This window comes from Isoptericola sp. NPDC056618, assembly GCF_042792715.1.
GTDB lineage: Bacteria > Actinomycetota > Actinomycetes > Actinomycetales > Cellulomonadaceae > Isoptericola > Isoptericola nanjingensis.
The window spans coordinates 15,515-38,862 of the sequence record NZ_JBHTVZ010000020.1; the positions used below are offsets into that span (position 1 = coordinate 15,515).

Genomic DNA, 23,348 nt, shown 5'->3' on the forward strand with positions numbered 1-23,348 from the left:
CTGGGCTCCGAGGGGGACCGGGTCGTCGTGCCCCCGCCCCCGTTTCTACCCGACGCCGGGGCTCTGCGTCGTCTCCCGCGCGGACGGGTCGGTCACACCGTCGCGACTCCCGCACGCCGTGCTCACGCACCGGCCCCACGACCTGCCCGGCTGCCGGTGGTGCCCGGTCAGATGCCGAGCTGGTACACGCCCCAGTACGCGAGCGTGCCCAGGAGGGCGAGCGACCCGGCCAGGGTGCACCAGAACGTCAGCACGGCGGGCCAACCGCGTGCCACGACGACGACGTCGGCCCCCGCCCGGCGCTCGGCGCGGGCGTCGGCCACCCGCCGGATCACCAGGGCGGCCGCGACGGCGGTCGCGACCCCGAGCAGGCGCACGACGATCCAGCCGCCCTGCACGACGAGGCCGTCGCGCTGGTAGTCGAGCGCGAGGCGCGCCACGGCCAGGAGGTACACGACGAGCGCGACCATCGTCGCCACCGACCCGACGCCGAGGCCGAGCAGCGACGACCGGAGACCGCGAGCGAGGCGCGGCGCGGCGACCGACGACCGGCGCAGGAGGGCGCGCCGCACCAGGGCGTGGACGCCCCACACCAGGGGGCCGACCAGCAGCAGGGCGGCACCCGCGATCACCGCGCCCACGACGATGTCCCCGTTGCCCCACCACCGCGGCTGCGGGACGGCCGAGGCGACGTAGAGCTGGTTGGGCGTGTCGCCGGCGACCCGGGGCGGCGCGTCGGCCGTGCCGGGCATGCCCTGGATCCAGGTGGCGACGTCGCGCGCGAAGTCGGGATGCAGGTGCATCCCGCCGTCGAGCGGCACGTTGATCCCGTGGTTGGCCCCGGCGTAGTAGCGCACCGTCACGGGGGCGTCGTCGCCGTTCACCGCGGTGTCGGCGATGACCTGCCGCGCGCCCTGCTCGACAGGCATCGACGGGTCGGCGGTGCCGTAGACCACGAGGACCGGGGCGGTCTGCTGCTCGAGCCACGGGCGCACGTCGAAGTCGGCGTACTCGAAGCCGCCGCCGGGCAGCTGCATCCCGACCGCGCGCGGGATGGCGCGGAACACCTGCTGGGGCACGCCGGTGTTGCGCAGGTAGCTGTCGACCGCGAACGCGGCCTGCTGCCGCGGCGGCACCACGGGCGCCGAGACGAGGACCGTGTACGCGATGGTCGGGTCCTCCGCCTGCATGACGGGCACGATCCAGGTGCCCTCCGACTCGCCGTAGACGCCGACCTGCTCGGGGTCGACGCCGTCGATCGTGCGCAGCAGGTCGACCGAGTGCTGGTAGTCCGCGGCCATCGCCACGTAGTCGCGGTCCCGGGTGGTGTACGTGTCCAGGCGCTTGTCCGGCACGAGGGTCACGACGCCCGCGCTCGCGAGTGCGCTGGCCGACTCGGTGAAGGCCTCCGTGGACTTGCCCGTGCCGGCGCCGTGCACGTAGACGACGCCGGGCCGGTCGGCCAGCAGCTCGCCGTCGTCGCCCAGCGGCTGGCGCAGGAGGCCGCCGACGACGGTGCCGTCGAGCGGGATCGTCACGGCCGTCTCCCGGACCTCGAACTCGCCGACCTCGCCGATGTCCGCGCCGGGGGCGACGCCGCCGATCGAGGTGTCGTCCGTCGCCGGGACGAGGTGGTCCGTGACCGGCACCGGGTCCCACTGCGGACCGGCCACGGCCCCGGTCAGTGCCAGACCCACCAGGATCGCCGCTGTCGTCGCAATAGTCCGGAACACCACGCAGCGATGCTACTCGGCGCCGTCCCCGCGCACGGCAAGGATTTCCCCCGCGACCTCGGGGGACGTCCCCCGCGAGGCCGGCGGACCCCGCCGCGGCGTCAGAACCCGAGGCGCTGCAGCTGCTTGGGGTCGCGCTGCCAGTCCTTGGCCACCTTGACGTGCAGGTCGAGGTACACGCGCGTGCCGAGCAGCTTCTCGATGCCCTTGCGGGCATTGGTGCCGACCTCGCGCAGCCGCGACCCGCCCTTGCCGATGACGATCGCCTTCTGGCTGTCGCGCTCCACGAACAGGTTGACGCGGACGTCCAGCAGCGGCGGCTTCCCCTTGTCTGGGTCGCCGCTGCCCTCACGCTCGAGGATCTCCTCGACGACGACGGCCAGCGAGTGCGGCAGCTCGTCGCGGACGCCCTCGAGCGCGGCCTCGCGCACCAGCTCGGCGACCATGACCTGCTCGGGCTCGTCGGTGAGCTCGCCGCCCGGGTAGAGCTCGGGCCCGGCGGGCAGGTGCGCCACGAGGACGTCGGTCAGCTCGTCCACCTGGTAGCCGTCTCGCGCGGACACGGGCACGATCGCCGACCAGTCCCGGTCGACCGACCGGGCGAGCTCGTCGACCGCCAGGAGGTGCTCGGCGAGACGCCCGCGGTCCACGAGGTCGGACTTCGTCACGACGGCGACGACGGGGACCGCCCGGCGGCCCTCCATCAGGGGGGCGAGCTGCGAGGCGATGTACCGGTCGCCGGGGCCGATCTTCTGGTCGGCCGGCAGGCAGAACGCGATGACGTCGACCTCACCGAGCGTGTCCTGCACGAGCGCGTTGAGCCGCTCGCCGAGGAGCGTGCGCGGGCGGTGCAGGCCCGGCGTGTCGACGAGCACGAGCTGCGCGTCGTCGCGGTGCACGATGCCGCGGATCGTGTGCCGCGTGGTCTGGGGCCGCGCGGACATGATCGCGACCTTCTCCCCCACCAACGCGTTGGTGAGCGTCGACTTGCCGACGTTGGGCCGCCCCACGAGACAGGCGAAGCCCGACCGGTGGGTGTCCGGCTCCTCGTGCGGGGTGACGACGGAGGGATGGTGGCGCTCGGAGGTCATGCGTGTGCTTCCTTCTGGTCTGGCGGCGTGGCGTGCTCGCCACCCGCTGCTGGGTCGTCCTCGTCGTGCGAGGAGGAGGTCGTGCGGCGCACCCGGAGCGTGGCGAGCTGCTTGCGGCGGCCCTCGACGCGGTCGGCCACGAGGTGCAGCCCCCCGACGTCGGCCGTCGCGCCCGTCAGCGGCACCTTGCCGAGGGCCTTGGCGATCAGGCCGCCCGCGGTGTCCACGTCGTCGTCGTCGAGCCGCAGGTCGAACAGCTCGCCGAGCTCGTCGACGGGCATCCGCGCGGAGACGAGGAACGTGCCGTCGCCCAGGTCCTCCGGCTCGAGCTCCGGGGCGGTGTCGTGCTCGTCGGTCAGCTCGCCGACGAGCTCCTCGATGACGTCCTCGACGGTGACGAGCCCGGCGATGCCCCCGTACTCGTCGACCACGACGGCGATGTGCGAACGGGAGGCCTGCATCTCGCGGAGCAGCTCGTCCGCGGGCTTCGACTCCGGCACGAAGACGGCGTCGCGGGCGACCTCGACCACCGGCCGCTCCGCGGCCGCGCGCTCGTTCTCGAGCACGCGGGCGACGTCCTTGAGGTAGGCGACGCCCAGGAGGTCGTCCACCTCCTCCCCGACGACGGGCACGCGCGAGTACCCCGAGCGGAGGAAGAGGCGCATCGCCTTGCGCAGCGGCGTCGCCGCCGTGACCGTCACCATGTCGGTGCGCGGCACCATGACCTCCCGGGTCAGCGTGCCGCCCAGCTCGACGACCGAGCGGATGAGCTCGCGCTCGGCGTCCTCGATTGCCTCGTTGTCCCGGACCCGCTCGGCGACCTCGCGCAGCGCGTCCTCGCCGGGGTCGTGCTCGCCGTCGCGCTCGGGGACGCGCCCCGCGGCGCGCTCCGAGGTCCGGTCCGTGAGCCAGGCCGCGGCGCGGTGCACGGCGGACAGCGGGCCGGCGAGCGCGAGGAGCACGGGCAGCGGCCGGCGCAGGCCGAGCGCACGCGGGCTGAGCCGCACGAAGACGACGCCCGCCACCAGGCCCACCACGCCGGCCACGAGCAGCACCTGCCACCAGGTGTCGAACCAGTCGGCGATCATCAGCGTCGCCGCCGCGAGCGCGACGGTCTCGGCGACCACCCGCACCAGCGCGAACGCCGCGACCGCCGCGGGCGGGTCGACGACGAGGCCCTGCACCGCGCGCAGCCGGGTCAACCGTGTCCGGCGGGCCGTGGCCGTGAGGTCCTCCGCCGTCTCCGCCTCGATCACCGCGTCCGCGACCGACGTGCGCGTGATCCGCAGCACCGCGGCCTCGCCGGCGGACAGCATCCCCGCCAGGGCCAGGGCGACCAGCGCCACGAGCGCCAGCAGCAGCTCCGGTCCGTCCATCAGGCCACCGTCCGGTCCGTCGTCGCGCTCACCGGCCGGCGAGGAAGGTGAGCAGGAGGCGGCGCTGCAGCGCGAACATCTCCTTCTCCTCCTCCGGCTCGGCGTGGTCGTATCCGAGCAGGTGCAGGATGCCGTGCGTGGTGAGCAGCAGCAGCTCCTCGGCCGTGGAGTGCCCGGCGACCTTCGCCTGCTGGGCCGCCACCTCCGGGCAGAGCACGACGTCGCCGAGCGTGCCCGGCGGCGTCTCCTCGCCCTCGCGTCCCGGCCGCAGCTCGTCCATGGGGAAGGAGAGCACGTCGGTGGGGCCCGGCTCGTCCATCCACTGCACGTGCAGCTCGGTCATCACGGTCGTGTCGACGAACATGATCGACAGCTCGCTGCGGGGGTGCACGTGCAGGGTGTCCAGCACGAACCGTCCGAGCGCGGCGAACTCCGCCTCGTCCACCTCGACCCCGGACTCGTTCGCGACCTCGATGCTCACCGGCGTGCCCCTCGCTCCTGCGGGCCGCGGCCCTGCCGTCCCTGACCCTGTCCCTGCCTGCCCTGGTCCGGGCGCGCCGTGGCGACGTCCCAGCGCGCGTACGCGTCGATGATGTCGCTCACCAGCCGGTGCCGCACGACGTCCGCCGAGGTCAGCCTGCAGAACTCGACGTCGTCGACGCCGGTGAGGATGTCCTCGACCACCCGAAGGCCCGACGTCGTCCCGCCGGGGAGGTCGACCTGCGTGGCGTCGCCCGTGATGACCATCGTGGAGCCGAACCCCAGGCGCGTGAGGAACATCTTCATCTGCTCGGCGGAGGTGTTCTGCGCCTCGTCAAGGATGATAAAAGAATCGTTCAAGCTTCTTCCGCGCATGTAGGCCAGCGGCGCCACCTCGATCGTGCCCGCCTCGATGAGCCGCGGGATGGCGTCAGGGTCCATCATGTCGTGCAGCGCGTCGTACAGCGGGCGCAGGTACGGGTCGATCTTGTCGCTCAGCGACCCCGGCAGGTAGCCGAGCTTCTCCCCCGCCTCGACGGCCGGGCGCGTGAGCACGATGCGGTTGACCCGCTTGGCCTGCAGCGCCTGCACGGCCTTGGCCATCGCGAGGTAGGTCTTGCCGGTGCCCGCCGGGCCGATGCCGAACGTGATCGTGTTGGCGTCGATCGCCTCGACGTAGCGCTTCTGCCCCACCGTCTTCGGGCGGATCGTGCGGCCGCGGTTGGAGAGGATGTTGAAGGTCAGGACCTCGGCCGGTCGCTGCACGGACGCCGCCGTGAGCATCTGCACCGACCGCGCCACCACCTCGGGCGTCAGCGGGGTGCCCGACTCCACCACCTCGACCAGCTCGTCGAGGAGGCGGGAGACCAGGGCCACGTCGCCGGCCGGGCCGCTGACGACGATCTCGTTGCCGCGGGCGTGCACGTCGACGCCGGGGAAGCCGTCCTCGACGGCCCGCAGCACGGAGTCCCTGCTGCCCAGCAGCGCCACCATCGGCACGTGCGGCGGCACCACGATGCGGTGCTCGGTGGACCGTTCGCCGTGCGCGCCGGACGCGCCGGGGGCGGTGTGGGGTGTCGATGTCATGGGCCGGCTGCCGCCGGGGCCCTCCTTCGGAAGACGGTGCGAGGGACGTGCGAGGAACGGCTGAGGACTCGAGTCTATCGAGCGGCCGTGGACGGGGCAGCCGAATTCAGGCGGGCGTCCACCCCAGCTGCGCGCCGGCGAGCACGTGGCCGTGCACGTGGAACACGCTCTGCCCGGCGCGCGGGCCGGAGTTGAAGACGAAGCGGTACTGGCCGTCCGCGAGGTCGCCGGCCACCCGGTCGGCCATGGCGACCACCTCGGCCAGCAGCTCGGGGTCCGCCTGGGCGAGCGTCGCGACGTCGCCGTGGTGCTCCCTCGGCACCACCAGCACGTGCACGGGCGCCTTCGGGTCGATGTCGCGGAACGCGATCACGCGGTCGGTGGTGGCGACCACGTCCGCCGGCAGGTCGCCGGCGACGATCTTGCAGAACAGGCAGTCGGTGCTGGGCGCGCTCGTCATGACCCGGACGTTACCGCGCGCCGGGACCGCCTGCCGTGATCGTGTGCCGTGGGTCCGGTCAGGCCCAGCGGCCGAGGCGCTCGCTGAGCAGCGCGACGGCGACCGGCCCCGCCGTCGAGGTGCGCAGCACGTGCGGCCCGAGCCGAGCGGTCACGGCGCCCGCGTCCTCGAACGCGGCGACCTCCGCGTCGGAGATCCCGCCCTCCGGGCCGACGACGACGAGCAGGGCCGGGGTCTCGACGGGCTCGGCCGCCGGCGCCGGGAGCGCGACGTCCGCGAGCGCCGTCGTGGCGTCCTCGTGCAGCACGACAGTGGCCCCGCCGCCGGCGACGACCTCGCGCACGCGCGCGGCGAGCTGACGGGAGGTGACGGGCTCCGCCACCGGCGGCAGGCAGGCGCGCCGCGCCTGCTTCACCGCGGACCGCACGGTCGCCACCCACTTGGCGCGCGACTTCGCCGCCCGCTGCCCGCGCCACACGACGACGGACCGGTCGGCCTGCCACGGCACCACCGCGTCGACGCCGACCTCGACCGCGGCCTCGACGGCCAGCTCGTCGCGGTCCCCCTTCGCCAGGGCCTGGACCAGGGTCAGCACGACGCCGGAGGCCGGCTCGGAGACGACCTCGTCGACGCGCAGCCGCACCTCGCCGTCCGCGACGGCGTCGACCACGCACCGCAGCCGGGTGCCCGCGCCGTCGACCACGTCCAGTCGCTCGCCCGGGCCGCGCCGCTGGACGACGCCCGCGTGCCGCCCCTCTGCGCCGTCCAGCACGTAGACGTCACCCGGGCCGAGCGCGCCCAGCGCACCGCCGTCGGCGAGGAAGACCGGCGCGCTCACGTCGTCCCGCCTGTCCGCGGGGCCCCCGGTGCAGCGCCCACGTCAGCGACCGCTCAGCTTGTCCCGGAGCCGCGAGAACACGCCCGGGTGGGCGGCGGAGAGGCGGGGCTCGGGCCGCTCCTCGCCGCGCAGCGTGGCCAGCGAGCGCAGCAGCTCGGTCTGCTCGTCGTCCAGGGCGGTCGGCACCTGGACCTCGACGTGCACGTTGAGGTCGCCGCGCCCCCCGGCGTGCAGGTGCCCGACGCCCAGGCCCTTGAGGGTGACGACCTGCCCCGGCTGGGTACCCGGCCGCAGGTCGATCTCCTGCTCGCCGTCCAGCGTCTCGAGGTCGAGCACGGTGCCGAGCGCGGCCGCCGTCATCGGCACCTGGAGGGTGCAGTGCAGGTCGTCGCCGCGGCGCACGAACGTGTCGTGCGGCTTCTCGCGGATCTCGACGTACAGGTCGCCGGCCGGGCCGCCGCCGGGGCCGACCTCGCCCTGCGCGGTGAGCTTGATGCGCGTGCCCGTGTCGACGCCGGCGGGCACGTTGACCGTCAGCGTGCGGCGCGAGCGCACCCGACCCTCGCCGGAGCAGTCGGCGCACGGCTCGGGGATGACGGTGCCGAAGCCCTGGCAGGCGGCGCACGGCGCGGTCGTCATGACCTGGCCGAGGAAGGAGCGCGCCACGCGCTGCACGTTGCCGCGCCCGTGGCAGACGTCGCAGGTCTTGAGGTCGGTGCCGGGCCGGCAGCCGTTGCCTCCGCAGGTGCCGCACACGACGGCGGTGTCGACCTGGAGCTCGCGCTTGGCGCCGAACGCCGCCTCGGCCAGGTCGATGTCCATCCGCACGAGGGCGTCCTGGCCGCGGCGGGCACGCGGCACGGGCCCGGCAGGCTGGCCGCCGCCCCCGAAGAACGTCTCGAAGATGTCCTGGAAGCCGAAGCCGTTGCCGAAGCCGGCGCCCGCGCCGCCCGACGGAGAGCTGGGGTCCACGCCCATGTCGTACTGCTGGCGCTTGTCCGGGTTGGACAGCACCTCGTAGGCGCGGGCGACGTCCTTGAAACGTTCCTCGCCGGCCTCGCCGGCGACGTCGGGGTGCAGCTCGCGGGCGAGCTTGCGGTACGACTTCTTGATCTGCTCGGCCGAGGCGTCGCGGGGGACGCCCAGGATCTCGTAGTAGTCGGTCACAGGTCTCTCTTCGGTGACGTGTCGGTGACGTGCACGGTCAGGTCGGCGGGTTCAAGGATGCCGCGGGGCGGTCAGCCGGGCAGCACCCGGGACAGGTAGCGGGCGACGGCGCGGACGGAGGCGATCGTGCCCGGATAGTCCATCCGGGTGGGACCGATGGACCCCAGGATCGCCACGGGGTCGCCGTCGCCGCCGTAGCCGGAGGCGACGACGGAGGTCTCGGCGAGGCCGTCGAGTCGGTTCTCGTGCCCGATGCGGACGCCGACCCCGCCGCCGACCCCGCCGCCGACCCGGGTGACCGGCTCGGCCGCCAGCTCCGTGAGGAGCCCGAGCAGCACGACCTGCTCCTCGAGCGCCTCCAGGACCGGGCTCAGCCCCTGCTCGAACCGCATGTCGGCCCGGGCGAGGTTGGCGGTGCCCGCGAGCACGATGCGGTCCTCGCGCTGCGCGCCGAGCGTGTCGACCACGAGGTCGGCGATGCCGCGGGCCAGGGGGGCCAGAGCGGCGTCCACCCCGGCCACCACGCGCGCGAAGGCGCCGGGCAGGTCCGCGAGCCCCTTGCCCGCCGCGGCGGCGTTGAGGCGGGCGCGCAGCTCGCTCAGCGTGCCCTCGTCGAGGGCGCCGGGGTCGGGCTCCGGCCCCGCCGGGGCGTCCACGGCGACGACCGCGGGCTCCGCACCAGGGCCCACGCCGACGTCGAGGAAGCGCTGCTCCACCCGGCCGGCGTCGCTGATCACCACGACCAGCAGCCGCGCGCCTCCCACGGGGACGAGCTCGAGGTGCCGGAGCCCCGCGAGCCGCAGCGACGGGTACTGGACCACGGCGACCTGCCCCGTGAGCTGGGCGATGAGGCGCCCGGCGCGTCCGAGCACGTCGTCCATGTCGATCGCCTCGGACAGGAACGTCTCGATCGCCCGGCGCTGCGGGCTGGTGAGCGGACGCACCTCCGCGAGCCGGTCGACGAAGAGGCGGTACCCCTTGTCGGTCGGGATACGACCGGCCGACGTGTGCGGCTGGGCGATGTACCCCGCCTCCTCCAGCGCCGCCATGTCGTTGCGGATCGTGGCGGGCGAGACCCCGAGGCCGTGCCGCTCCGTGAGCACGCGCGACCCCACGGGCTCGCGCGTGTGGACGTAGTCCTCCACGATCGCGCGGAGCACGGCCAGGCGACGTTCCTCGCTCACGGTCCTCCTCGGGTCGGGTCCTTAGCACTCTCATGTCCCGAGTGCCATCCTACGCGGGCTCGCCGGAGGTCCGGGGGACCCGGCCCCGACACGCCGGGCCCGCGGTCGTCGCCCCGGCTGAGGTACCCCCGCGGCCGTCTGAGGTACCCCGCCCCACGAAGATCCGGCACCTGACCGATCCGCGCCGGTACCTCAGGAGCCGAGGGTGGAACCACCGGAGGCCGCCCGGCCCCGGCGAAGGAGACCGGTGATGAACGAGTACCTGTACTACGACGAGTTCCGCGCCCGCCAGGTGGACCTCGAGGAGGCGGTGCGTCACGAGGCGGCGGCACGGAACGCCGCCCGGGAGGCGCGCCGCGCACACCGCCGCACGGCCGCCCGGCGCCGCCGGGCGGCCCGCCGCCCGTGGGAGCTGCCCGCGGGCCTCGTGCGGCCCTGGCCGCAGTGACCGCGACGCCGGGCGCCGAGGCGACCGTCACGAGCGCGGCGCCACCCGGTCCGGCCTGGCACGATGGCGACGTGCCCACCGGAACCGCCCCCTCGCCGCTCGTCGGCCGCGCCGCCGAGCTGACCTCCCTGCGCGAGGCGTACGCGAGCGCCCGCGGCGGCTCCGGCGGCGTGGTCGTCGTCGGCGGCGAGGCGGGCATCGGCAAGACCCGCCTCGTGGCGGAGTTCCTCGCGGAGGTCCGCGACGGTGGGGCGGCGCCGCTCGTGCTGCACGGGCAGTGCGCCGACTCCGGCTCGGGCCCCCTCCCCTACGCCGCGCTCACCGGCGTCCTGTCCGACGTCGTCGACACGCTCGGCCCGGAGGCGACCCTCGCCGCGGCCGGTCCCGCCGCCGACGCGCTGGGGCTCCTCGCCCCCCGGCTCGTGGACGTGCGGCGCGACGTCGACACCGGCCGCCTGCCGGAGGTGCTGGCCGACCTCACGACCGCGCTCGCCGTCGAGCGCCCGGTCGTGCTCGTCCTCGAGGACCTGCACTGGTCGGACGACGTGACGCGTACGGTTCTCGCCCGGCTCGCACGCACCGCACCGGCCACCACCCTGCTCGTGATCGCCACCTACCGCAGCGACGACGTCGGGCGACGCCACCCCCTGCGCACCACCCTGGCCGAGCTGGAGCGGGCCCGGCTCGCGACCCGCGTCGACGTGCCGCGCCTCGACGCCGCCGAGGCGACGCGCCTGTTCTCCTCGCTCGTCTCGAGGCGGCCCGACGCTCCGGACCTCCCTGGCACGGTGCTCGGCGAGCTCGTCGAGCGCAGCGAGGGCGTGCCGTTCTACGCCGAGGAGCTGGCGGACTTCGCCGGCGACGCCCTGCCCGACTCGCTGCGCGAGCTGCTGCTCCTGCGCTACTCGTCCCTGGGCGACCCCGCCCAGCGCTTCTGCCGCACCGTCGCCGCCGCGGGCCAGCGGGCCCCGCACGAGCTCCTCGTCGCCATGCTCGGCGCGGGAGGCCTGGACGAGGCCGAGCCCGCCGCCCGGGAGGCGGTCGACGCGCACGTGCTCGTGGCGGACGCCGACGGCTACCGCTTCCGCCACGCGCTCATCCAGGAGTCGGTCGACGCCGAGCTCCTGCCCGGCGAGTCGCGCCGGCTGCACGCGGCGTGCGCGAGCGCGCTGGAGGACGGCGAGCGCACGCTCGCGCGGGTCGCGGCCGCGGCCGACCACTGGTGGCGCGCCCGCCTGCCGGACCGCGCGCTCGCCTCGGCGGTCGAGGTCGTCGCGGTGCCCGAGACCTACGGGCAGGCCTCCTCGGCCGTGGTCGCCGCCGCGGGCGAACGCGCCCTCGAGCTCTGGGAGCTGGTGCCCGACGCCGAAGGGGTCGCCGGGCTGCACCGTGCCGCCCTCCTGCGTCACGTGTCCGTCGCCCTCCAGGACGCCGCGCAGATCGAGCGCGCGGCCGGGCTGGCCCGCGAGGCGGTGGAGGAGTGGCCCGCCGACGACCCCGCCGGGCGGGCGCAGGCGCTGTCGACCCTCGCCCACATCCTCGGCAAGGCCGGCGACCCGGGCTCGGACCGGATGCTCGACGAGGCGCTCGCGCTCCTGCCGCCGGACGACCACGCGGGCCGGGCGCCGTTGCTCCGGCTCAAGGCGCGCAACGCGATGATGGACCACCGGCACGCCGAGGCGATCGCGGCCGCGAGCGACGCCCTCGCCGCCGCGACGGCGGTCGGCGACCACCAGAACGCCTCGCTCGCTCTCAACCTCCGCGCGATGAGTCGCCTGGACCGCGGAGACCTCGACGCGCTGGACGAGCTCGAGCGGTCCCACGAGGTGGCGGGCGACGACTGGCGGGCCCAGTGCCACTACTACACGAACGCGTCCGACACCCGCCTCAAGCTCGGGCAGTTCGCCGAGGCGGAGCACCTCGCCGAGTCGGGCGCGCAGATCGCCCGCGCCCTCGGTGCCGGATGGGCCACCCGCGCGATGCTCGAGGGCAACGTGGCAGAGGCATGGATCGGGTCCGGCCGGTGGTCCGACGCCGAGGCCTGGTACGCACGGTCCGTCCCGCTCATCGACCCCAGCGACTACGCCGTGTACCTGGGCGAACGGTGGACGTGGCTCACGATGTGGCGCGGGGACGTCGACGCCGCCCAGTCCCGGGCACGGGTGCACCGCACGACCTGGGAGCGCTTCGGCCGCGTCGAGGAGCAGATCCGGGCGCGGGTCTCGGCGACGCTCGCCGAGCTCGCCCTCCTGCGCGACGACCTGGACGACGCGCTCGACCTCGTCCGGATCGCCGTCGACCCCGACGCCCTGGGCCCGTTCTACCGGCTCACGACGCTCGCCGTGGCCGCGCGCGTGCTCGACCGCGCCCGGAGGTCCGGGCGGCATGTCGACGTCGCGCCGTACCGCGCGGCGCTGGCGACGTGCACCCTGTGGCCGACCTACCCGACGTGGGCGGCGCTGTTCGCCGCCGAGCTCGGCGACGGGTCGTGGGAGGCGGTCGTCGCGGCGGACGGACCCGCGCACCTGCGGCCGTACGCCCTGTACCGCGACGGCGCGTCCCTGCTCGAGGCCGGCGACCGTGCAGCGGCGCGGGAGCGGCTGGACGCTGCGGTCGAGGCCGCGGACGCGATCGGCTGCGGCCTCGTGGGCGACCAGGCCCGCACGCTCCTCGACGGCGCGGGCCTCGCGCGCGGCGCCTCTCGCGCACGGCAGCCCGACCGCGCGCTCACCGACCGCGAGCGCCAGGTGCTCGCTCTCGTCGCCGAGGGCCTGACGAACGGGCAGATCGCCGAGCGGCTGTTCATCAGCCGCAAGACGGCGTCGGTGCACGTCTCCGCCATCCTGCGCAAGCTCGGCGTGTCCAGCCGCACCGAGGCGGCGCTCCTGGCGCGCGAGGACCCCTCCTGACGTCGCCCGACGCACCCGTACACATGCCCTGAGCAGTCGTGTACGGGAGGCCGTGCGCCCTCCTCCCTAGGCGTGACACCACACCCCGGCTGGAGGACATCATGGATCCGCACGTGTACGACATGCTCTTCGAGCGCCGTCAGGAGGAGCTCGAGCGCGAGGTCGCGCTGCGCCGCCTGGCGCACCAGCTCCGCGCCTCGCGCCGCGCGCTCCGGGACGCCGTCGCGGGCCCGGAACCGGCGGAGCCGGTGCAGCCGGTGGAGCCCCGCCGTCGTCCCGCGGTGGCACCGCTGCACCGACCGCGCCACGCGTGAGCGGAGCACGCAGCAGCGTCACACCCGACCCCCGCTCGCCCCGACACGCACACCCTGCACCCCCACCGCGCGCCGTCCGGTCCCACCCGGGCGGCGCGCGGCGCGTGTCGGGCGCCGCTCCCCCGCGGTCGCGACCGTAGGCTCACGGCCGTGCACGACCGCTACGGCTCCGACGTCCTGTCCTCCTCCGGCCCCCGCTCCCCGGGCGCGCCGGACGGCTCCGCGCATCATCGCCGCCGGCCGGTGTCCCGGCCCCGCGCGGCCGACCACGGCCTCGTGGTCGAGGAGGTCACGACGGGCTGGGTGGGCGCCGTGGTGCGCGTGGAGAAGTCGGGCGGCATCCACCTCGTGGTGCTGGAGGACCGGCGCGGGCGCACGCGGTCCTTCCCGCTGGGCCCGGGCTTCTGGGTGGACGGGCAGCCGGTGGAGCTGACGGCTCCCGTGACCTCCCGCGCCCCCGCGCGGCCCACCCGGACGGCGTCCGGCTCGGTGGCGGTGCACGACCAGCGCGCGCGGGTGGCCCGCGGGTCGCGCATCTGGGTCGAGGGCAAGCACGACGCCGAGCTGGTCGAGAAGGTGTGGGGCGACGACCTGCGCGTCGAGGGCGTCGTGGTCGAGCTGCTCGACGGCGTGGACAACCTCGCGGACGCCCTCGACGAGTTCGCCCCGACGCCGGAGCGGCGGGTGGGCGTGCTGGTCGATCACCTGGTGCCCGGCTCGAAGGAGCGGCGCCTCGCCGACGACGCCCTGCGGCGGGTGCCGCGCGGGTCCGTGCTGGTGCTGGGCCACCCGTACGTCGACGTGTGGCAGGCCGTGAAGGCGGAGCGGCTGGGTCTGGCGTCGTGGCCCACCATCGAGCGGGGCACGGAGTGGAAGCGCGGCATCCTGCGCGAGCTGGGCTGGCCGGCGTCGTCCACCGAGGACGTCGGCCGCGCGTGGCAGCGGATCCTCGCGACCGTGCGGGACTACCGCGACCTCGACCCGGCCCTGCTGGGCCGGGTCGAGGAGCTGATCGACTTCGTCACGGCGTGACCGCGACGCTCAGCGGGTGCGGATGCCGTCCCGCTCCGCGTAGGCGTTGACCTTCTCCGACACCGAGATGACGGCGACGAAGAACTCCAGCGTGATGCGCGCGAGCGCCAGGTACACGAGCGCGATGATCCACCCGAACACGAGGTAGAGGATCCCGCCCCAGATCGACTGGGAGAACGTGGCGACGAGGCCCGACAGCCACGCCAGCGCGACCAGCACCGTGACGATGATGTAGACGACCTTCACCACGCTGGGCGTGATGTACCGGCTGAAGGAGTAGTCGAACAGCGCGCTGAGGAAGCCGCTGCCCTCGCCGTGGGGCGTGATCGGCCCCGCCGACCGGTCCGGCGGGTACTCGGACCCCGGGTACAGACCCGGGTCGGGCATCCGCCCCTCGTACGGCTGCTGCGGCGAGGCGTACGGCTGGTCCCCGTAGGGCGGCTCACCGCCGTGCGGGGGCGGCCCGGCGGGCGGCTGGTGCCCGTACGGCGGCTGCGGGGCGGGCTGGCCGGGCGGCGGCTGGTACCCCGGCTGACGCGGCGGCTCCTGGGGGTCGCCGGGCTGCTGCGGCGTGTTCTCGCTCATCGTTCCTCCTGAGTGGTCCGGGCGACGCACCCGGCGGGGTCGGCGCCTTCGCCCACTCTGGCCGCACCCGAACGCCTCCGCCACCGCACGTGACCACCGCAGATGCGCGAAGATGGCTCCATGAGCACCCCGCCGTACGGACCGCCGCCGCAGCAGCCACCGGCGGGTCCGCCCCCGGGCCAGCCACCCTACGGCGGCCCGCCGCCCGGCCAGCCGCCCTACGGCGGCCAGCCCCCGTACGGGTACGGGCCGCAGCCCCTCTCGCCGTCGGACGAGCGCACCTGGGCGATGGTCGCGCACCTCGGGCCGCCGATCCTGGCCCTCCTGAGCGCGGGGATCCTGCCATTCCTCGTGCCGCTGCTGATCTGGCTGTTCCTGCGCGACCGGAGCGCCTACGTCGCGGACCAGGCCAAGGAGTCCCTGAACTTCCAGCTCACCCTGCTGATCGCGTACATCGTCGGGCTGATCCTGCTCATCGCGTTGGTCGGGATCTTCATCCTGATCGCGGCGTGGGTCATCTCCATCGTGTTCGCGATCCTCGCCGCGGTCGCCGTCAACCGCCACGAGGCGTACCGCTACCCGCTCAACATCCGCCTGATCTCCTGACCCACCCGCCGCGCGGGAGTCGAGCGTGCTGGCCTGCTCCTCGAACGGACCGTTCGAGGAGCAGGTCAGCACGCTCGATGCGGTTCAGGGGGTGAGCTCGCGGACGACGGAGTCCGCGAGGAGCCGGCCCCGGCGGGTGAGGACGACGCGACCGCGCACGGCGGCGACGCCGTCCAGCAGGCCGCGGGCGACGAGCCCGGCGACCGCCGCGCGCCGCGACGGGTCGAGGGCCGCGACCTCCAGCCCCTCACGCACCCGCACCCCGAGCAGCACCCGCTCCAGCTGGGCCTCGGCGGGCGTGAGCAGCTCGCGGCCCGCGCCCGGCGACGCGCCGGACTCCAGGAGGGCGGCGTAGCGCCGCGGATGCTTGACGTTCCACCAGCGCACGCCGGCGTGGGTCTCGGCAGGCTCGACCGACGACGGGGCCGCGACGTACGAGTGCGCGCCCGGGCCGATCCCCCACCAGTCGTCGCCGCGCCAGTAGGCGAGGTTGTGCCGGCAGGCGTGCTCCGGCCCGCGCGCCCAGTTGCTCACCTCGTACCAGCCGAGGCCGGCCCCCGTCAGCAGGTCGTCGGCCAGCTCGTACTTGGCGGCCTGGTCGTCCTCGTCGGGCAGCGCGAGCTCGCCGCGGCGCACCTGGGCGTGCATCTTGGTGCCCGGCTCGACGACGAGCGCGTACGCCGACACGTGGTCGACGCCGGTGGCGAGCACCGCCTCGAGGGACGTCCGCCAGTCGTCGAGGGACTCGCCCGGGGTGCCGTAGATGAGGTCGAGGGAGACGTCGAGCCCGGCGTCGCGCGCCCAGGTCACGACGTCGGGCACGCGGCGCGGGTCGTGGGTGCGCTCGAGCGTCGCGAGCACGTGCGGCACCGCGGACTGCATCCCGAACGAGACCCGCGTGAACCCGGCGTCCGCGAGCAGCCGCAGCGACGCGGGCGTCACCGAGTCCGGGTTGGCCTCGGTGGTGACCTCGGCGCCGTCCGCGAGCCCCCACGCCTCGTCGACGCCGCGCAGGATCCGCGCCAGGTCCGCGGCGGGCAGCATCGTGGGCGTGCCGCCGCCGAAGAACACCGTGGACACGGGGCGCGACCCCAGGCCCGCGCCGTCGAGCACGCGGGCCGCGAGGTCGACCTCGCGCAGGGCGGTGGTGGCGTACGCCGCCTGGTTCGCACCGCCGCCCAGCTCGGACGCCGTGTACGTGTTGAAGTCGCAGTAGCCGCAGCGCACCGAGCAGAACGGCACGTGGACGTACACGCCGAACGGCCGGCCGGCGCCGTCCGGAGCGGACGGCGAGGGCCGCACCCACCCCGGCAGCGCGCCGTCGTCGGGCACGGGCGTGCCCTCAGGCAGCGCGGGCACTACTTCTTCTTGTCCTTGGCGTCCTTGCCGCCGCCGCCGTCCGAGGAGAGCGCGGCGATGAAAGCGTCCTTCGGGACCTCGACGGACCCGATGTTCTTCATGCGCTTCTTGCCCTCCTTCTGCTTCTCCAGCAGCTTGCGCTTACGGCTGATGTCGCCGCCGTAGCACTTGGCGAGCACGTCCTTGCGCATCGCGCGCACCGTCTCGCGCGCGATCACCCGGGCGCCGACGGCGGCCTGGATCGGCACCTCGAACTGCTGGCGCGGGATGATCTCCTTGAGCTTCGCCGTCATCATGACGCCGTAGTCGTAGGCCTTGTCCTTGTGCACGATGGCGCTGAACGCGTCCACCTGCTCGCCCTGCAGCAGGATGTCGACCTTCACGAGGTCGGCCGCCTGGTCGCCCGAGGGCTCGTAGTCCAGCGAGGCGTAGCCGCGGGTGCGGGACTTGAGGTGGTCGAAGAAGTCGAAGACGATCTCCGCGAGCGGCAGCGTGAAGCGCAGCTCGACGCGGTCCTCCGACAGGTAGTCCATGCCGAGCATCTGCCCGCGGCGGTCGTTGCACAGGCCCATGACCGTGCCCACGAACTCGCTCGGGGCGAGGATGGTCGCCCGCACCACCGGCTCGCGGACCTCCTTGATCTTGCCGCCCGGGAACTCCGACGGGTTGGTCACCTTCACCTCGGTGCCGTCGTCGAGCGTCACGTCGTAGACGACGTTCGGGGCGGTGGAGATGAGGTCGAGGTCGAACTCGCGCTCGAGCCGCTCGCGGACGATCTCCAGGTGCAGCAGGCCGAGGAAGCCGACGCGGAAGCCGAAGCCGAGCGCGACCGACGTCTCCGGCTCGTAGTTGAGCGCGGCGTCGTTGAGCTTGAGCTTGTCGAGGGCGTCGCGGAGCGCCGGGTAGTCCGTGCCGTCCACCGGGTACAGGCCGGAGAACACCATCGGCTTCGGGTCGCTGTACCCGCCGAGCGCCTCCTCCGCAGGCTTCGCCATGTTCGTGACCGTGTCGCCGACCTTCGACTGGCGCACGTCCTTCACGCCCGTGATGAGGTAGCCGACCTCGCCGACGCCGAGGCCCTTGGTGGGGATGGCCTCGGGCGAGATGACGCCGATCTCGAGCAGCTCGTGCGTGGCGCGCGTCGACATCATCGCGATGCGCTCGCGCGGGTTGAGGTTGCCGTCCACGACGCGCACGTACGTGACGACGCCGCGGTAGGTGTCGTACACGGAGTCGAAGATCATCGCGCGGGCCGGGGCGTCGGCGTCGCCGACGGGGGCCGGGACCCGCTCGACGATGCGGTCGAGCAGCGCCTCGACGCCCTCGCCGGTCTTGCCGGACACCTTGAGGACGTCCTCGGGGTCGCCGCCGACCAGGCCCGCGAGCTCCTCGGCGTACTTCTCCGGCTGCGCCGCCGGCAGGTCGATCTTGTTGAGGACCGGGATGATCTCGAGGTCGTTCTCCATCGCCAGGTACAGGTTGGCGAGGGTCTGCGCCTCGATGCCCTGCGCCGCGTCGACCAGCAGGACGGCGCCCTCGCAGGCTGCGAGCGAGCGGGAGACCTCGTAGGTGAAGTCGACGTGCCCCGGCGTGTCGATCATGTTCAGCGCGTGGGGCTGCTCGCCCAGCTGCCACGGCATGCGCACGGCCTGCGACTTGATCGTGATGCCGCGCTCGCGCTCGATGTCCATCCGGTCGAGGTACTGCGCCCGCATGGCCCGCGGCTCGACGACGCCGGTGAGCTGCAGCATGCGGTCGGCGAGGGTCGACTTGCCGTGGTCGATGTGCGCGATGATGCAGAAGTTGCGGATGAGCTCGGGCGCCGTGGCGTTCGGCTCGATGCGCGCACGCAGCGCGGGTCCGGGGATGGGCAACGCGATTCGCTCCGTCAGGGTCGCTGGATGGGTGTCGTCGGTGGTGACGAGGCCCGCCCATTGTCCCATGAGGTTGTCCGCCGCGGTCCCGGGCACGTCCCGCGTGCGGGCTGCGCGCACCGCTGCGTACGGTCGGGGTCCACCGACCGACGTGACGGGAGGAGCCCCGACATGACCGACACCGCACTGACCGGCAAGCGCGTCCTGGCGATCGTGACGAGCTACGGCATCGAGCAGGACGAGCTGGTCGTCCCGCTCGAGCACCTGCGCGCCGCGGGCGCGGAGGTGGTGATCGCCTCGAACGAGCCGGGCGACGTCCGCACCCTCGTCGGCGACAAGGACCCCGGGCGGTCCGTGCCCGCCGACACGACGTACGACGCCGTCGACCCCGACGGCGTCGACCTGCTGCTGATCCCGGGCGGCACCATCAACGCGGACACCCTGCGCCTGCAGGAGGCCGCGGTCGGGCTCGTCACCACGTTCGCGCACTCCGGCAGGCCCGTCGCCGCCATCTGCCACGGCCCGTGGGCGGTGGTCGAGGCCGGGTGCGTCGGCGGCGCGACCCTCACCTCCTACCCGTCCCTCGCGACCGACGTGCGCAACGCCGGCGGCCGCTGGGTGGACCGGTCCGTGGTGCGCGACGACGGCGCGGGCTTCCCCCTCGTGACCTCCCGGACCCCCGACGACCTGGACGACTTCCTCGGCGAGGTCGACGCCGTCCTGGGCTCCTGAGACGCCCCTCCCGGACGGGCCGGTCCGGGCGCTAGCCTCGCGCCATGCCGACCCCGCCCGCCGCGCAGGCTCGCCCCGTCGTCGACCCGCGCACGGGGCGCCGCGCCGACGGCGGACCCGAGCCCGACCGCCTGGCCCTGCTGACCCGGCTGCAGGGCGAGTTCGCCTCCGCGGTGGCCGACGTCGCGCCCGACGCTCTCGTCCCGGCCTGCGGCGACTGGCGCGCGGCCGAGCTGGTGCGGCACCTCGCGGGCGTGCACCACTGGGCGGCAGGCATGGCGGTGGGCGACCCGTCGCGCGACGAGGACCTGCCCGCACCCGACGGCGGGGCCGCCGTTCTCCCCGCGCTGTACGCGCGGCACGCGGCCGCGTTGCGGGGCACGCTCGAGGAGGCAGGGCCCGACGGCGCCGCGCAGACGCTGCTCGGCGACGGCCCCGCGTCGTTCTGGTGGCGGCGACAGCTGCACGAGACGCTCGTGCACCTGCACGACCTGCACGCCGCCCGCCTCGGCTCCGGACCCGCCGCCCTGGCCGCGGTCGACGTCCCGGCCGAGGTGTGGGCCGACGGCGTCGACGAGGTCGTGACGGTGTTCCAGCCGCGGCAGGTGCGGCTCGGGCGGATGGCGTCGCTCGCCGACCGGCTCCGGGTGGTCGCCTCCGACCTCGGCTGGACCTGGACGCTCGGTGACTCCGCGTCCTCCGCCGACGACAGGGTGGACGCGACGCTCACGGCGCCGGCGCAGCGGCTCGACCTGCTGCTGTGGGGGCGGCTCACGCCCGCGGAGGCCGGCGCCGTCGTCAAGGGCGACCTGGACGCGGCGCAACGCGTGCTCGCCGAGCCGCTCGTGCCCTGACGGCCCCGACCGATGAGTCGCGGCGCGCCGGTCGGTCCACCCGGCATGAGCGACGAGACCGCCACCTCCCCCGTCTCCGCGGCCACGGCCACGGCCACCACCGCGCGCGGCGACCGCGTCACCTACGACCTGCGCGGCACGGGGCCCGCCGTCGTCTTCGTCGCCGGCGCGGGGCCGTTCCGCGCCGTCGACCCGGTGACGACCCGCACGGCCGAGCTCCTGGCGCAGGCGGGCGTCACGACCGTCGTGTTCGACCGGCTCGGCCGCGGCGACTCCCCCGCCTCAGGGCGTCTCGACCTGGACCGCGAGCTGGACGCCGTCGCGGCCGTGCTCGACGTCGCGGGCGGGGCCGCCGTGCTCTGCGGGCACTCGTCCGGCTGCTCGATCTCGCTGCGCGCCGCGGCCGCGGGCCTGCCTGTCCTGGGGCTCGCGCTGTGGGAGGCGCCGCTGGAGTCCGGCGCCGACGCGACCGCGGCGTGGGCCGGGGAGTTCGAGCGCCGGCTCGACGCCGGCGACCTCGAGGGCGCCACCGAGCAGTACATGAAGGACATGCCGCCGGAGTGGCTCGCCGGGGCGAAGGCCTCGCCGGACTGGCCCGCGATCGCGGCGTCCGCCGTCTCGCAGCGCGCCGACGCGCTGTCGCTCGTCTGGGCGACGCGTGCGCTGGAGGACGGCGGGCTCGCGGGCCTGGCGGTGCCCCTGCTGGCCATGACCGGGGAGCGGACATTCCCCGGGATGCCGGAGGCCGCGCGGGACCTGGCCGCGGCGGTGCCGGACGGCACCGCCGAGACGGTGGCCGGTGCCGACCACTCGTGGGAGCCCGAGGCGATGGCCGACCGGCTGGCGCGGTTCGTGCTCGAGTGAGCCGCACGTAGGCTGTCCGCCGTGGCGAACCGATGGCTGAACCTGCTGGTGGACGTGCTGCGCTCGGCGACCCGCCCGTCGTCGCGCGGCTCCGCGCGGCCCACCTCGACCGCCCGTCCCTCGAGCCCCCGCCCCACGTCGACCCGGCGCGGCACGACGACGCCCGCCCGGGCCGCCGGCTACCCCGGCGACTACACGGGCACGGTGCGCCCCGTGTACACCCCGGACATGGACGGCGAGCCCGACCCGGGCGAGGTGGTGTGGACGTGGGTGCCGTACGAGGAGGACCACAGCCAGGGCAAGGACCGGCCGGTGCTCCTCGTGGGCCGCGACGGCCCGTGGCTGCTGGCCCTGCAGCTCACCAGCCAGGACCACGACCGCGACGCCGCGCAGGAGGCCCGGCACGGGCGCCTCTGGATGGACGTCGGCACCGGGGCGTGGGACCCGCGGAAGCGCCCGAGCGAGGTGCGCCTGAACCGTGTGATCCGCGTGGACCCGCAGGCCGTGCGCCGCGAGGGCGCCGTCATGGACCGCCGGACGTTCGACCGCGTCGCCCGGGCGATGGCGGACGCGCGCCGCTGATCCGGCGTCCGGCCTGACCTGGGACGGATGCCCGGGGCGGAGCGCACAGGACGGCACCGCGCACGCGATTCTGTCCGGCTGGACCCCTCTGCTATCGTTGATGTTTGCGTGTCCGCCCAGGTCGGCGGGCACCGCCGCAGTTCCTCTCCACGGGTTCCCCACCCCAGTCCCGGAGCTGTGGCCGCCCTCTACGACCTATCCGCTCGCCGGCAGGCGAACACACCAGGAAGTCCACACGTGGCAAACATCAAGTCCCAGATCAAGCGCATCAAGACGAACGAGAAGGCGCGCCTGCGCAACAAGGCCGTCAAGTCTGAGCTGAAGACCTACGTGCGCAAGGTGCGCGAGGCCGTCACCGCGGGCGACAAGGAGGCCGCGACCACCGCGCTGCAGGCCGCGTCCCGCAAGCTCGACAAGGCCGTCTCGAAGGGCGTCATCCACGCCAACCAGGCCGCGAACCGCAAGTCGGCCATCGCGAAGCAGGTCGAGGCTCTCTGAGTCGCCTGTAGTCGTCGCGCTCCGTCCGCCTGACGCCTCTCACGTCCGGCCGGACCAGCAAGGCTCCGAAGGGCGCCGCACCCACCGGGTGCGGCGCCCTTCGCGCGTCCCGCGGCCCTGCGGCGGACCTGCGGGCGGGGTGAGCGGGAGACGAGCTCCGCCTCGCACGAGAACCGGGGCTGATCGCCCGCTCGCAGCGGGGCGAAGTCAGCCGCGGCGGGAGCGGGCGATCGTCAGCACGGCCTTCTCGACGGCGTAGACCGGGTCGCGGCCGCCGCCCTTGACGTCGGCATCGGCCTGGGCGACAGCGCCGATGGCGGTCGCGAGCCCCTCGGGGGTCCAGCGGGTGAGGTCCCGCTGGGCGTTGCGCACCTGCCAGTCCTGCAGCCCCAGCTGCCGCGCGGTGGCTGCGCCGCCGCGGATGGCCGCGACCCGCGCCAGGGTGCGCAGGCGCAGCGCGAGGGCCGCCACGATCGGCACCGGGTCGGCGCCCGTCGCCAGGGCGTGGCGCAGGAGGGCGACCGCTCCCCCCGTGTCCCCCGCGACCGCGGCGTCCGCGACCTTGAACCCCGTCGCCTCGACCCGGCCGCCGTAGTACCGGTCGACGACGGCCTCGCTGATGGTGCCGGTCGTGTCCGCGACGAGCTGCGAGCAGGCGGACGCGAGCTCGCGCAGGTCCGTGCCCAGCGCGTCGACGAGCGCCCGGACCGCCGCGGCGTCCGCCCGGCGGCGTGCGGCGCGGAACTCGGCCGTCACGAACTGGACCTTGTCGGCGTCCTTGGAGATCGGCTCGCACTCGAGGACAGGGGCGCCGCTGGCGACGATCGCGTCGAGCATCTTCTTGCCCCGCTGCCCACCCCCGTGCACCACCACGACGACCGTCTCCGGGTCGGGCGCCGCGACGTACGCGACCACGTCCGCGACGAGGTCCTCGGTGGCCGCCTCGGCACCCCGCACGACGACGACGCTCGGCTCGCCGAACAGCGACGGGCTCGCCGCGACGGACAGCTGGCCGGCGGCGTACGTGCCGCCGTCGAGCTCGGCCTTCTCGGTGGTGGCGTCGCGCTCGCGCGCCAGGCCGACGACGCCGTCCACCGCCCGTTCGGCGAGCAGCCCCTCCGGCCCGCGCACCAGGAGGACCGGCGCCAGCGTGGGGTCGTCCCACGACCGGCTGTTCGCCGACGACCTCCCCTTGCGGGCGGGACGGGACTGTCGGGACGTGGAGGCTGCGGGCACGCCCCCAGCCTGCCACGGACCGCCGACTCCCCTGCTCACC

The 23,348-nt window shown here is 74.8% G+C and carries 23 protein-coding genes; 10 read left to right on the forward strand and 13 right to left on the reverse strand.

The window, feature by feature from the left end; translation table 11 throughout:
- Nucleotides 1-167: 167 nt before the first annotated feature.
- The 9 genes from ACFQ8T_RS18615 to ACFQ8T_RS18655 all read right to left on the reverse strand — a co-directional run bounded on the left by ACFQ8T_RS18615 (nucleotide 168) and on the right by ACFQ8T_RS18655 (nucleotide 9,415).
- Nucleotides 168-1,736: an alpha/beta hydrolase family protein gene (locus tag ACFQ8T_RS18615; RefSeq protein ID WP_430547968.1), complete on the reverse strand. Its 1,569-nt coding sequence runs from the start codon at nucleotides 1,734-1,736 to the stop codon at nucleotides 168-170.
- A gap of 98 nt (nucleotides 1,737-1,834) precedes the next feature.
- A complete protein-coding gene (gene era / locus ACFQ8T_RS18620) occupies nucleotides 1,835-2,824 on the reverse strand; it encodes a GTPase Era (protein ID WP_430547969.1) in 990 nt (329 codons plus the stop codon).
- Nucleotides 2,821-4,200 (reverse strand): hemolysin family protein, encoded by a 1,380-nt coding sequence (locus ACFQ8T_RS18625; RefSeq protein ID WP_430547970.1) that lies wholly within the window; start codon nucleotides 4,198-4,200, stop codon nucleotides 2,821-2,823. The genes era and ACFQ8T_RS18625 overlap by 4 nt, the downstream gene beginning before the upstream one ends.
- A gap of 28 nt (nucleotides 4,201-4,228) precedes the next feature.
- Nucleotides 4,229-4,681 carry an rRNA maturation RNase YbeY gene (gene ybeY / locus ACFQ8T_RS18630; RefSeq protein ID WP_429764144.1) on the reverse strand — a complete coding sequence of 151 codons (453 nt, stop codon included), beginning with the start codon at nucleotides 4,679-4,681 and terminating at the stop codon, nucleotides 4,229-4,231.
- A complete protein-coding gene (locus tag ACFQ8T_RS18635; RefSeq protein WP_430547971.1) occupies nucleotides 4,678-5,766 on the reverse strand; it encodes a PhoH family protein in 1,089 nt (362 codons plus the stop codon). Before ACFQ8T_RS18635 ends, ybeY begins: the two co-directional genes overlap by 4 nt.
- Nucleotides 5,767-5,872: 106 nt before the next feature.
- A complete protein-coding gene (locus tag ACFQ8T_RS18640) occupies nucleotides 5,873-6,226 on the reverse strand; it encodes a histidine triad nucleotide-binding protein (RefSeq protein ID WP_429764140.1) in 354 nt (117 codons plus the stop codon).
- A 58-nt stretch (nucleotides 6,227-6,284) separates the two neighbouring features.
- Nucleotides 6,285-7,064, reverse strand: a complete 780-nt coding sequence (locus tag ACFQ8T_RS18645; RefSeq protein ID WP_430547972.1) for a 16S rRNA (uracil(1498)-N(3))-methyltransferase — start codon at nucleotides 7,062-7,064, stop codon at nucleotides 6,285-6,287.
- Between the two features lie 42 nt (nucleotides 7,065-7,106).
- Nucleotides 7,107-8,231, reverse strand: coding sequence for a molecular chaperone DnaJ (gene dnaJ / locus ACFQ8T_RS18650; protein ID WP_429764136.1), 1,125 nt, complete (start codon nucleotides 8,229-8,231; stop codon nucleotides 7,107-7,109).
- Nucleotides 8,232-8,302: 71 nt separating this feature from the next.
- The gene (locus ACFQ8T_RS18655; RefSeq protein WP_430547973.1) at nucleotides 8,303-9,415 is read right to left on the reverse strand and encodes an HrcA family transcriptional regulator; all 1,113 of its coding nucleotides are present in this window, start codon (nucleotides 9,413-9,415) and stop codon (nucleotides 8,303-8,305) included.
- Nucleotides 9,416-9,665: 250 nt separating this feature from the next.
- Between ACFQ8T_RS18655 and ACFQ8T_RS18660 the strand changes: the two genes are divergently transcribed.
- The 4 genes from ACFQ8T_RS18660 (at nucleotide 9,666) to ACFQ8T_RS18675 (ending at nucleotide 14,118) form a co-directional block, all read left to right on the forward strand.
- Complete coding sequence (locus ACFQ8T_RS18660) at nucleotides 9,666-9,863, forward strand: hypothetical protein (protein ID WP_430547974.1); 198 nt, start codon at nucleotides 9,666-9,668, stop codon at nucleotides 9,861-9,863.
- A 71-nt stretch (nucleotides 9,864-9,934) separates the two neighbouring features.
- The gene (locus ACFQ8T_RS18665) at nucleotides 9,935-12,772 is read left to right on the forward strand and encodes an ATP-binding protein (RefSeq protein WP_430547975.1); all 2,838 of its coding nucleotides are present in this window, start codon (nucleotides 9,935-9,937) and stop codon (nucleotides 12,770-12,772) included.
- Between the two features lie 101 nt (nucleotides 12,773-12,873).
- A complete protein-coding gene (locus ACFQ8T_RS18670; protein ID WP_430547976.1) occupies nucleotides 12,874-13,086 on the forward strand; it encodes a hypothetical protein in 213 nt (70 codons plus the stop codon).
- A gap of 150 nt (nucleotides 13,087-13,236) precedes the next feature.
- On the forward strand, nucleotides 13,237-14,118 hold the full coding sequence (locus ACFQ8T_RS18675; protein WP_430547977.1) for a DUF3097 domain-containing protein: 882 nt from the start codon (nucleotides 13,237-13,239) through the stop codon (nucleotides 14,116-14,118).
- Between the two features lie 9 nt (nucleotides 14,119-14,127).
- On the opposite strand, the gene ACFQ8T_RS18680 is transcribed toward ACFQ8T_RS18675, so the two are convergent.
- A complete protein-coding gene (locus ACFQ8T_RS18680) occupies nucleotides 14,128-14,703 on the reverse strand; it encodes a DUF4282 domain-containing protein (protein ID WP_430547978.1) in 576 nt (191 codons plus the stop codon).
- Nucleotides 14,704-14,823: 120 nt separating this feature from the next.
- Here ACFQ8T_RS18680 and ACFQ8T_RS18685 point away from each other — a divergent pair, with 120 nt between their 5' ends.
- Nucleotides 14,824-15,309, forward strand: a complete 486-nt coding sequence (locus tag ACFQ8T_RS18685) for a DUF4870 domain-containing protein (RefSeq protein ID WP_430547979.1) — start codon at nucleotides 14,824-14,826, stop codon at nucleotides 15,307-15,309.
- 84 nt (nucleotides 15,310-15,393) lie between these two features.
- On the opposite strand, the gene hemW is transcribed toward ACFQ8T_RS18685, so the two are convergent.
- Entirely contained in the window at nucleotides 15,394-16,668 is a 1,275-nt protein-coding gene (gene hemW, locus ACFQ8T_RS18690; RefSeq protein WP_430547980.1) for a radical SAM family heme chaperone HemW, read from the reverse strand.
- Nucleotides 16,668-18,542, reverse strand: a complete 1,875-nt coding sequence (gene lepA, locus ACFQ8T_RS18695; protein WP_430548026.1) for a translation elongation factor 4 — start codon at nucleotides 18,540-18,542, stop codon at nucleotides 16,668-16,670. The genes hemW and lepA overlap by 1 nt, the downstream gene beginning before the upstream one ends.
- Before the next feature lie 171 nt (nucleotides 18,543-18,713).
- Here lepA and ACFQ8T_RS18700 point away from each other — a divergent pair, with 171 nt between their 5' ends.
- From ACFQ8T_RS18700 to rpsT, 5 genes are all read left to right on the forward strand, one after another.
- Nucleotides 18,714-19,274, forward strand: a complete 561-nt coding sequence (locus ACFQ8T_RS18700) for a DJ-1/PfpI/YhbO family deglycase/protease (protein WP_430547981.1) — start codon at nucleotides 18,714-18,716, stop codon at nucleotides 19,272-19,274.
- Between the two features lie 44 nt (nucleotides 19,275-19,318).
- The gene (locus ACFQ8T_RS18705) at nucleotides 19,319-20,128 is read left to right on the forward strand and encodes a maleylpyruvate isomerase N-terminal domain-containing protein (RefSeq protein WP_430547982.1); all 810 of its coding nucleotides are present in this window, start codon (nucleotides 19,319-19,321) and stop codon (nucleotides 20,126-20,128) included.
- Nucleotides 20,129-20,173: 45 nt separating this feature from the next.
- A complete protein-coding gene (locus ACFQ8T_RS18710) occupies nucleotides 20,174-20,992 on the forward strand; it encodes an alpha/beta fold hydrolase (RefSeq protein WP_430547983.1) in 819 nt (272 codons plus the stop codon).
- Nucleotides 20,993-21,013: 21 nt separating this feature from the next.
- The gene (locus ACFQ8T_RS18715) at nucleotides 21,014-21,574 is read left to right on the forward strand and encodes a type II toxin-antitoxin system PemK/MazF family toxin (protein WP_430547984.1); all 561 of its coding nucleotides are present in this window, start codon (nucleotides 21,014-21,016) and stop codon (nucleotides 21,572-21,574) included.
- Between the two features lie 237 nt (nucleotides 21,575-21,811).
- Nucleotides 21,812-22,072, forward strand: a complete 261-nt coding sequence (rpsT, locus tag ACFQ8T_RS18720; protein WP_430547985.1) for a 30S ribosomal protein S20 — start codon at nucleotides 21,812-21,814, stop codon at nucleotides 22,070-22,072.
- Between the two features lie 207 nt (nucleotides 22,073-22,279).
- On the opposite strand, the gene holA is transcribed toward rpsT, so the two are convergent.
- Nucleotides 22,280-23,308, reverse strand: coding sequence for a DNA polymerase III subunit delta (holA, locus tag ACFQ8T_RS18725; protein WP_430547986.1), 1,029 nt, complete (start codon nucleotides 23,306-23,308; stop codon nucleotides 22,280-22,282).
- Between the last annotated feature and the right edge of the window lie 40 nt (nucleotides 23,309-23,348).